Source organism: Rhizobacter sp. P1_G5, from assembly GCF_056405435.1.
This window is the reverse complement of record NZ_JBFUCB010000174.1, coordinates 1-10032: the sequence shown is the minus strand read 5'-3', so window position 1 is coordinate 10032 and position 10032 is coordinate 1. Positions and strand designations below refer to the sequence as shown.

Here is a 10032-nt window from a genome sequence, read left to right as displayed (position 1 = left end):
GCGATGTGCAGCGTGCGCGCTACGTGGCGCAGCGTCTGAGAGAGTTCCACAACGACCAGGCCGAAGCCTTCTTCGCGCCCTGCGACGATGCGGCCGTGAAGGACAAGCCCTTCCAGTGCCTGGCTCCCACGTCTGCGCTCGGCTATCGCGACTTCCGGTAGCGCCAGAACGCGCGCGATGTCCACAGCCGCACGAAGCTCATCAGATGCCATCGCAAATGCCGCCAGCTGCCGCCGCCCGAGGAGCGCCTCGCGTCGTGCACGACCACCGTGTGCGGCAGCACCTCGATGCGCCAGTCCGCGAGCTGCAGGCGCAGGCACAGGTCGACGTCCTCGCAGTACAACCGGTAGCCCGCATCGAAACCGGCCAGCTCGCGGAACACCTCGCTTCGCACGGCCATGAACGAGCCGGCGACCCATTCCATGTCCGCCGTCTCGGTGAGCCGCCGGTCTCGGGAGGCAGCCCGGCGAACCAGCGACAGCGGCGTCGGGATCCGGCGCCGGAAGTCTTCGACCTGGCCGCGCGCGTCCACCTGCCACGGCACCGCGAGGGCACATCGCGGATGCGCCAGCGCTTGCGCGAGCGCGGCGAACGGATCCTCGTGCAGGCGCACGTCGGGGTTGGCGATCACGAACAGCGAGGTTTCGCAGTGACGGAACGCTTCGTTGTGGTTCGCGGCGAAGCCTGCCTGCCTCGCATTGCGGATCGTCAGCACCGGTGCACCGCCGATCGAGGTGGGTGGGGACCACGGCTCGTCGATGTTCAGCGTCACGATGATCCGCCTGACGAGATCGCAGCGGATGCGGTCGAGATCCGAGAGCAGCAGGCTGGCCAACTCGCGCTGCCCGTGGCTGACGATCGATACGGTGATGTCGTTCATCGGGCGCAAGTCTATGCGTTGCCATGCGGCACGCCGGGCGCGCAGCCATGACAGTGACCCCATCGACCGTCGCGCCGCCCGATGCGGGCGAGATGGCTGCCGTGCTGGTGCTGTTCGACCTGCGGTCGGGTACCGCCGCCTCGATCGCTTCGCTGGCGGGTGCCGTGAAGCGGCTCTTCATCGTCGACAACTCGACGTCGGGCCATCCCGCCGTCTCCGACGCTGCCGCGTTGCCGCCGAATGCCAGCGTGCTGGTCAACGGCAATGCCGGTGGCCTGGCGGGTGCCTACAACGCCGCGTTGCGAGCGCTCGGGGATGTCGCCGGTGCCGATGCGGTTCGTCACGTCGTCTTCGTCGACGACGATTCCGATACGGCCAGCCTGTCGGCGTTCCTTGCCCATCCATCGACGCGAAGTGCCTTCTCGCGCCCCGACACCGCGGCAGTGGCTCCAGCTCATCGAGATCGGGCGACCGGGCTGCGAGCCCGCCACCTCGAGCTGTCGCGCTGGCGCTTCCATCACCTGCCGCGTGAGTTCACCGGCACGCGCCCGGTCGCCTTCGTCATCAACTCGATGTCGGTGTGGAGCTTGGCGGCCCTGCGCCGCGTCGGACCCTACAACGAGGGTCTCGCGGTCGACCACGTCGACACCGAATACTGCATGCGGGCGCGGCGCACCGGCCTGCACGTGCTCGTCAACGGTGACTGCGAGTTCGCGCACTCGGTGGGCGAGCGAAAGTCGTACCGGGTGCTCGGCATGACGCTCCAATCGGGAGGCCACAGTGCGCGACGGCGCGGCATGATCGGGCGCAACACCATGTGGCTCGCGACCCGTTATGCGCTGGTCGAGCCGGCATTCTCGGCACTCTGCCTGCTTCGTCTCGCGTACGAAGCGACCGGCATCGCACTGGTCGAGGACCGACGGCTTGCAAAGCTCGCCCACCTGTCGAGCGGGGCGCTCGCGGGGATCTGCTGCCTCGCTCATCCGCCGCGAGCAGGGATTCGCCGATGAATGCAGCCGTGCGCACGGCCGCACAGCGCGTCTGCGCGGTCATCGTCACCTTCGAGCCCGATCTCGCACGCCTGCGGGTGCTGCTCGAGGCGCTGCAGGGCCAGGTCGCGCATGCCTTGGTCGTCGACAACGCGAGCGGCGGTGTGTCCGGCGGCTTCGAATCGCCGCCGGCAGGCGTCGAGTTCGTGCGGCTTCTAGAGAACCGCGGTGTCGCCGCAGCGCAGAACGTAGGCATCCGGCGTGCGCTGGAGCGCGGCAGCGACTTTGTCCTGCTGCTGGACCAGGACAGCGTCCCGGCGCCGGACATGGTGTCCGAACTGGTCGGCGCAGCCGATGCCATGCACCGCGCGGGCCACCGTGTCGCCGCCGTTGGCCCGGCACTGCAGGGCAGCGGCGTGACGGCCGATTTCGTCCGTTTCGGGTGGTTCGGCTACCGCAGGCTGGCGGTGTCGACGGCACGGCCCTGGGTCGCCTGCGACATGCTGATCGCATCCGGCTGCCTTGCCACGCGGGCGGCGCTCGAAACGGTCGGGGACATGGATGAAAGTCTGTTCATCGACAAGGTCGATACCGAGTGGTGCCTGCGCGCGCGCGCGTGCGGCTTCATGCTGGCCGGCGTGTCGTCGGCGGTACTGCAGCACCGGTTGGGCGAGTACACGCTGCGCGTGTGGTGGATGCGCTGGCGCCAGGTGCCGGCGCATCGGCCCTTCCGCTACTACTACATCGTGCGCAACAGCGTTCTGGTGTGGCGCCGGCCGTACGCCGGATGGCGCTGGCGCACCGCCGACATCAAGCAGTGCCTCCACATCGTGCTCTTCTTCGGCTTCTTGAGCGAGGCTCGATCGCAGAACCTGCCACCGATGCTGCGCGGACTGCGTGACGGCCTGCTGTCGCGCGCCGGACCCCGGTCGAGCGCGCGCGACTGAGGAAGCTCGTCAGTTCGAGTCGGCCGGTGGGCCGATCCGCAGCCCGCTTGCCAACCGGTCCCACAGCCGGTTGAGCCGGCCCCGCATCAGGATGCGCGACGGCACGGGTCGGCGGTGACCCTCGCGCAACCGGAAATACCGCTGAGTGAAACGAGGATCGCTCGGGCCGAGGTTTCCGATGGGCACGCCCAGCTTCCACGCCAGGAACGGAAGGCTGATCTGGTCACGCCGGACGCCGCTGCGGTAAGCCGCCCACCATGCGGCCATCAGGCGCTGGACGCCGGGCGACGCGTGGCGGCGCACGATCACGCCGGCCTCGTGGAGACCGTGTCCGCGCGGAAAGCCCTCGGCCGCATAGCCGCGCATCTGGCGCCGGATGGTCCCCGACCACGCGTACCCGATCGCGGCGCATTCCTCGGATTCCTGGTAGGCGCAGTCGCGGAACGGATGCGCATAGAGCGACAGGTCGCGCGTGGTGAGCGCGCTCGCGACCATCGGACGAGGATCCGCGATGACCTGGATGTTTCCATCGACGTAGAGGCTGACCTCGTGCTGCGGGAAAAGCAGGTGCGGGTGCATCTTGGCGTAACGGTTCAACTCCGGAGCGCTCAGCGGCATGGCCGGCAGGCGTTGCAGGATCCAGGGCGACGGAACGGACACGGCCGCGTCCGACAGGCAGACAAAGTCGATGTCCGCGCTCTCGAACAGCGGCGCCGGCAGCTCGTCGTAGTTGCCGGCGATGCAGGTGTAGATCAGCAGGCGTCCGGTGCTCACAGCCATGCGTCCGCCCAGGCCAGGAAGCTCAGCACGCACCACAGCACGCCGGAGTGGTCTGCCTTGGCCGCGCGGTGCTCGGCCAGCAGGCGGGTGCAGAACGGGCGGTTCAACGAGGGCGATCCCTTGCTGCCGTGGATCAGGTCGGCCGCCCAACCGTGCAGGTCCGAACGCAGCCAATCGGCCAGTGGCGCCGAGAAGCCTTGCTTCGGGCGCTCGACCAACGCGCGCGGCACGTAGCGGTAGAGCAGTTCGCGCAGCACGCGTTTCGATTGGCCCGCACCGACCAGGTAGTCGGTGGGCAGCGACGCCGCCAGCTCGGCGACGCGGTGGTCGAGCAACGGGGCGCGGCTCTCCAGGCTGTTGGCCATGGTGGCACGGTCCACCTTGGCGAGGATGTCACCCGGCAGATACGTGCGCTGGTCGAGCAGCATGGCCGCCCGCACGTAGTCGGCCTGCTGCCCCTGGGCGAGGGGGGCTGGTGCGGAGAAGACGGTTTCCGGGCGGCGTGCGCCCGGCACGATGTCCAGGTCATCCTGAGAGACCCGGGCCAGCACCTCGGCAATGTCCGTCGGGCCGCGCGCCGACAGCAAGGCGTGGCGAAGGCGAAGTCGTTGCGCGACCAGGCGCGAAGCGATCGGCCTCGGCAACGGGGCCGACAGCGCCTGGGCAGCGCGCCACGGAACGGCGGCCAGCAACGCGGCGAATGCGTGCCGCYCCGGCAGCCCGGCGTAGCGCCTGCCGACCAGGTACTTCGGGTAGCCGCCGAACACCTCGTCGCCGCCGTCGCCGGACAGCGCCACGGTGACATCCCGGCGAACCAGGCCGGCCAGCAGGAAGGTCGGAATCTGGGACGAGTCGCCGAGCGGTTCGTCGTACAGCGTTGGCAACTGCGGAATCACAGCGCGCGCGTGGGAACTGCTGACGTAGAGCTCGGTGTGCAGGGTCTGCAGGTGCTGCGCGACCGCACGTGCGTGCGGCGCTTCGTCGGTGGCGGCCTGGTCGAACCCGATGCAGTACGTCCGGATCGGCGTGGTGGACTGCGCCTGCATCAGCGCCACGATGGTCGAGGAATCGATGCCGCCGGACAGCATCGCGCCGAGCGGGACGTCGGCCTGCATCTGCCCCTTCACGGCATCGCGGAGCAAGGTGTCCAGTGAGTCGACCGCGTCCGCGAAGCTGCCCTCGAAGGGATGTGCCAGGCCTTGCGCGAAAGCGTCTTCGGCACGCCAGTAGTGCCGTGCGACCGAGGACCCGTCGATGTCCAGCTCCAGGAGGGTGCCCGGTTCCAGCTTGTGCACGTTCTCATAGATGCTGTGCGGCGCGGCGATGTAGCCGAAGCGCATCAGCTGGGCCACCGCATCCAGGTTCAAGCGCCGCTCGAACGATGGATGGGCGGCCAGAGCCTTCAGCTCGGACGCAAACAGGAACGCGTTGCGCTGACGGGTGTAGTAGATCGGCTTCTCGCCGAACCGGTCACGTGCCAGCGCCAGGCGCCGCTGCTGACGGTCCCACAGGGCGATCGCGAACATGCCGACACAACGTGTCAGTGCAGCCGCGAGCCCCCGTTCCTCGATGAGCGCCAGCAGGACCTCGGTGTCGGAGTGGCCCTTGAACACCGCGCCGCGCGCGACGAGTTCTTTGCGCAGGCTGGCGTGGTTGTAGATCTCGCCGTTGAAGGCCAGCACGTAGCGCCCGCTGGTGCTGAGCATCGGCTGGTGGCCGGAGGGTGAGGTGTCGACGATCGCCAGTCTCAGGTGCCCGATCGCGACGCCTTCGTGCAGCCAGGTTCCGCTGTCGTCGGGGCCGCGATGCGCGATGCGGGCCAGCATCTCGCGCAAGGTGCCTTCGGCAGCCTCCTTGCCCCGCGTGAGGTCGATGAATCCGGCGATGCCGCACATGTCAGGTCTCCTGCGCTTCGTCGCGCGACCGCCAGTAGTGGATTCCAGCCAACAGCACGATGAACTGCGAGCAGACCAGGGTGGCCATCCAGCCCGTCGGTCCGAATGCCGCGATGGCGGGAATGCCGACCAGGACACAGAGACCGAGAATGGCGAGGTTCAGCGACATCACCTTCGGCTTGCGATGGCTCAAGGTGAGGTATCCGGTCAGTGCGGGGCCGAATATGCCGACCACCAGCCACCCGAGGCCCCAGGCCAGCAAGGACCGCGTGTCCTCGGTTGTCGTACCGAAGATGAACGCCGACAACGGCTCGCGGCAAGCCCACAGGGTGCCGGCCAGCAGCGCTGTCGCCGCGAGATGGGCGGCGATGAGCTGGCCGAGCAGGCGCCAGTAGGCGCGCCGATCGTTGACGTAGCTGCTCGCCAGGCGCGGATAGGCGGCGACGTAGGTCAGTTGGCAGGCTGCCGACAGCGCGTTGACCACACGCTCGACGGCGCTGTAGCTGCCGGCCGACGAGGCACCGGCCACCTGGTTGATCAGGATCGGGCCCGCCACGGTGTACAGCGCGGAGGCCAGTTGAGAAGCGAACAGCGGCCAATCCTCTCGCAGCAGCGGCAACGGGCGGCTGTTGCGTGCGGTGTCGGGCCGCAGGCCGGCGAGCCGCCAGGCCGAGCACAGGGTGACCAAGCCGACGAACACACCCCCGAATGACAACGACACGGCGGCGGCCACCACCGATCCGGTGCTGCTGCCGGAGACCCCCCACCACCCGAGCGCCAGCGCCCCGCACGAGCCGGCGATGGCGGCGAGCGCAACCCGTAGAAATCGTCCCTGGAACTGCAGAAACCAGCTTGCGTTGGCCGCCGCGCCGATCGGGACCAGCAGCAGCACGAACCAGCTCCCGGTGCCGGCGGCGCCGGCAGGGGCCTGCGTGGCGGCCACGAGCACCATCAGCGGCAGCACGACGGCCAGCAGAGCGGCCTTGCCGACCACGACATCGGCCAGGATGGCACCCGTCGCGGACGGGTTGCCGGCCAGGCGTTGTGGGCCCGTCAGCTGGAATGCGTACTGCGTGACGAGTCCTCCGAAGCCTGCCCATGCGAGGGCCACTGCCAGGTGGCCATAGTTCGCCAGACCGATCGAGCGCACGATGTGGGGCACGAGCAGCAGCGGCACCAGCGCCCCCGCCGCGTACTGGAACAGCAGGATCGCATTGGCCTTCGCGATGTGGCGGATCATGCCGGGATCGTCATTCGCCGGATCGGTGCGGCATGCGCGGCCCGGGCCCATGAGCTTCTGCTACCGTAGCGCGTGCGCTCGCCGCCCTGCCGCGCCTTCCCGCAAAATCCATGACCAGCTTCGTCGTTGCGCTGTTGATTTCATTCGTCATATCCGGGCTCATTATCCGGGTCTCGCGTCGGCATGGATCCTTGCCTTGGGACGACACCCGGACCGGCGTGCAGAAGTTCCACGCGGTGTCGACGCCGCGTGTCGGTGGCTTGGCCCTGCTGGCGGCGCTGCTGGGGCTGGCACTGTTGATGACGGTCACTTCTCCGGCGTTGGCGGGCAGTTTCTCGCTGCTGCTGCTGGCCGGCGCGCCGGCGCTGCTGACCGGCCTGGCCGAAGACATGACCAAGCGCGTCGGCGTGCTGCCGCGCCTGCTCGCGACCATGCTGAGTGGTGCCATCGCGTTCTTCTGGCTCGGCGCGGAGATACGGCGCGTCGATGTCGGATTTCTCGATGCCCTGCTGCTCTATCACGCCGTGAGCCTGCTGCTGAGCACGATGGCCGTCGGCGGACTGGCCAACGCCATCAACATCATCGATGGGTACAACGGACTGGCGGCCGTGGTGGCCAGCGCGATGTTCCTGTCGCTGGCTTACGTGGGTTTGCAGGTGGGGGACCCGCTGATCGTCGCCACCGCGCTGGCCGCCACCGGCGCCCTGGTGGGATTTCTCGTCTGGAACTGGCCGCGCGGGCTGATCTTCCTGGGCGACGGCGGGGCCTATTTTGTCGGCTATCTGCTGGCGGTGCTGGTCATCCTGCTGGTGGCGCGGCACCCGCAGGTGTCGGCCTGGTACGCGCTGGTGCTGTTCGTGTACCCGGTCTTCGAGACGGTGTTCTCGATGTGGCGCCGACGTTTCCTGCGCGGCACGAGCCCCGGCTTGCCGGATGGCCTGCACCTGCATACGCTGATCTTTCGCCGGCTGGTGCGCTGGGCCGTCGGACGCCAGGAGGCTGCCAGCCTCACATTGCGCAACAGCCTGACTGCGCCGTATCTGTGGGCGTTGTCGAGCTTCGCCGTCCTGCCGGCATCGCTGCTGTGGCGCCACACTCTCGGGCTGCAGATCGTCGCTGCGATCTTCTGCGTGTTGTACGTGTGGCTGTATGCCCGATTGGTGAGGTTTCGCGCACCTCGCGCACTGATGATTCGTTCGAAGAAGGGCGGGCTGATCAGCCGCTGGCGCGACTTCTGACTCCGGCTCAGGTAGCCGCCACCCAATCCCCCGACTTCCCCCCGTGCTTCTCCAGCACCCGGATCTCCCCCATCACCATCCCGCGGTCGACCGCCTTGCACATGTCGTAGACGGTCAGCAGCCCGACCTGCACCGCTGTCAGCGCCTCCATCTCGACACCGGTGCGCCCGAGCGTCTCGACCTGCGCGGTGCAGCGCACGAGGTTCTCGCCCGCATCGATCTCGAAATCCACCGCCACCTTGGTGATCGGCAGCGGATGGCACAGCGGAATGAGCTCGGCGGTGCGCTTGCAGGCCTGGATCGCCGCGATGCGCGCGATGCCGATCACGTCGCCCTTCTTCGCGGTGCCGCCCTGGATCAGCGCGAGCGTGGCCGGCTGCATGCGGATCACGCCGGCGGCGCGCGCGATGCGGTGCGTCTCGGCCTTGCCCGACACGTCGACCATGTGCGCCTGCCCCTGCGCGTCGAAGTGGGTCAGGCCGCTCGCGGGCGGGGACTGTGCTGGGGGAAGGGGCTTGGACATGAAGGGAAACATCCGGGCAACGTGGCGCTGGCATCATAGCGACCGGCCGCTCCTCGCCTTCGTGCCCCACCGGATGACACGTTCACGCTCCACCCGCCTCACCGCATCGCTGTGCGCGCTGGCCCTGCTCGCCGGCAGCGCCGGCGTGCGTGCGCAGGGCACCACCCCGCTGGCCACGCAGAACGCGCTGCCCGCGCTCGGCGACTCGATCTCCGACGACCTGAGCGTCGGCACCGAACGCCGCCTGGGCGACCAGATCATGCGGGCGATCCGACAGGATCCCGACTACCTCGACGATCCCGTCCTGGTCGAGTACCTGCAGTCGATCTGGCAGCCGCTGGTGGCGGCCTCGCGCGCCCAGGGCAACATCGATGCCGAGTCCGACCAGCGCTTCGCCTGGGAGCCGTTCCTGGTGCGCGACAAGACCGTCAACGCGTTCGCGCTGCCCGGYGGCTACGTCGGCGTGCACCTGGGCCTGATCGCGATGACCGCCACGCGCGACGAGCTCGCCTCGGTGCTCGCGCACGAGATGTCGCACGTGACGCAGCGCCACATCGCGCGCGGCATGGTCAACAGCCGGCGCCAGTCGCTGATCGGCCTGGCCGGCATGATCCTCGGCGTGATCGCCGCGACGCGCAGCAACCGCGTCGACGGCGCCAACGCGATCTTCACCGGCTCGCAGGCCGCGTCGGTGCAGGGCCAGCTGAACTTCTCTCGCGACATGGAGCGCGAGGCCGACCGCGTCGGCTTCAAGGTGCTCACCGGCGCCGGCTTCGCGCCCGGCGGCATGGCGGCGATGTTCGAGAAGCTCGACCAGGCTTCGCACCTGAACGACAGCGGCGGCTTCCCGTACCTGCGCACCCACCCGATCACCACCGAGCGCATCGGCGACGCCCGCCAGCGCCTGGGCACCGCCGCGCCGGTGGCACCGGTCAGCGTGCTCGCCCACGTGGCCGCGCAGGCGCGCTCCCGCGTGCTGATGGACACCCGCATCGACGCGCTGCGCCGCTGGCAGTCGCAGGACAAGGTGGCGCCCGATGCCAGCGTGGGAGATCGCCTGAACGCCGCCTATGCGAGCGCGCTCGCGTCGACGCTGCTGCACGACTGGAGCCGCGCCGATGCGGCATTGCAGGTGGCACTCGGCGTCGTGCGCGGCAGCCCGCGCAGCGATGCCGTCGCCGAGCGCGAGGTCGTGCTGCTGCAGGCGCAGTCGCTGGCCGAGCGCGGCGACGGCGTGCGCGCCGGCCAGGTGCTCAAGCCCTATGCCGAGGCGGGCGCCACGCCGTCGCGCGCGGTGCTGCTGATGCAGGCCCAGGCAGCGCTCGCGGCGCCGAAGACCGACCCGGCCGTCAAGCGCAGCGCCGACGACCTGCAGACCTGGACCACGCTGCATCCGAGCGACGCGCTCGCCTGGCAGCAGCTCAGCCGCACCTGGGAGCAGCTCGGCCAGCAGCTGCGGTCACTGCGGGCCGAGGCCGAATCGCATTACGCCGTCGGCGACCTGACCGGCGCCGTCGACCGCCTGCGCGCCGGCCAGCGC

The 10032-nt window shown here is 69.2% G+C and carries 9 protein-coding genes; 4 read left to right on the top strand and 5 right to left on the bottom strand.

The features are described from left to right. Positions 1–142: 142 nt before the first annotated feature. A complete protein-coding gene (locus tag AC1D12_RS14190) occupies positions 143–835 on the bottom strand; it encodes a glycosyltransferase (protein ID WP_477841067.1) in 693 nt (230 codons plus the stop codon). A gap of 137 nt (positions 836–972) precedes the next feature. On the opposite strand from AC1D12_RS14190, the gene AC1D12_RS14185 reads away from it, so the two are divergent. Together AC1D12_RS14185 and AC1D12_RS14180 are read left to right on the top strand one after the other, a co-directional pair. After that, positions 973–1890, top strand: a complete 918-nt coding sequence (locus tag AC1D12_RS14185; RefSeq protein WP_477824691.1) for a glycosyltransferase family protein — start codon at positions 973–975, stop codon at positions 1888–1890. Then, positions 1887–2816: a glycosyltransferase family 2 protein gene (locus tag AC1D12_RS14180; protein WP_477824692.1), complete on the top strand. Its 930-nt coding sequence runs from the start codon at positions 1887–1889 to the stop codon at positions 2814–2816. The genes AC1D12_RS14185 and AC1D12_RS14180 overlap by 4 nt, the downstream gene beginning before the upstream one ends. Positions 2817–2825: 9 nt before the next feature. Here the strand turns inward: AC1D12_RS14180 and AC1D12_RS14175 are convergent, their stop codons facing one another. From AC1D12_RS14175 to AC1D12_RS14165, 3 genes are read right to left on the bottom strand one after another with little or no spacing between them, the layout of a single operon-like run. Continuing rightward, entirely contained in the window at positions 2826–3596 is a 771-nt protein-coding gene (locus AC1D12_RS14175) for a glycosyltransferase domain-containing protein (protein WP_477824693.1), read from the bottom strand. Then, positions 3587–5491 (bottom strand): asparagine synthase (glutamine-hydrolyzing), encoded by a 1905-nt coding sequence (gene asnB, locus AC1D12_RS14170; protein WP_477841065.1) that lies wholly within the window; start codon positions 5489–5491, stop codon positions 3587–3589. The genes AC1D12_RS14175 and asnB overlap by 10 nt, the downstream gene beginning before the upstream one ends. A gap of 1 nt (position 5492) precedes the next feature. Beyond that, positions 5493–6731 (bottom strand): lipopolysaccharide biosynthesis protein, encoded by a 1239-nt coding sequence (locus tag AC1D12_RS14165; protein ID WP_477841063.1) that lies wholly within the window; start codon positions 6729–6731, stop codon positions 5493–5495. 110 nt (positions 6732–6841) lie between these two features. Between AC1D12_RS14165 and AC1D12_RS14160 the strand changes: the two genes are divergently transcribed. Further along, the gene (locus tag AC1D12_RS14160; protein WP_477824696.1) at positions 6842–7969 is read left to right on the top strand and encodes an MraY family glycosyltransferase; all 1128 of its coding nucleotides are present in this window, start codon (positions 6842–6844) and stop codon (positions 7967–7969) included. Positions 7970–7976: 7 nt separating this feature from the next. On the opposite strand, the gene moaC is transcribed toward AC1D12_RS14160, so the two are convergent. Next, the gene (gene moaC, locus AC1D12_RS14155) at positions 7977–8492 is read right to left on the bottom strand and encodes a cyclic pyranopterin monophosphate synthase MoaC (RefSeq protein ID WP_465111258.1); all 516 of its coding nucleotides are present in this window, start codon (positions 8490–8492) and stop codon (positions 7977–7979) included. Between the two features lie 73 nt (positions 8493–8565). On the opposite strand from moaC, the gene AC1D12_RS14150 reads away from it, so the two are divergent. Next, positions 8566–10032, top strand: a 1467-nt coding sequence (locus tag AC1D12_RS14150; protein ID WP_477841061.1) for a M48 family metalloprotease, incomplete at its 3' end; no start/stop codon positions are given.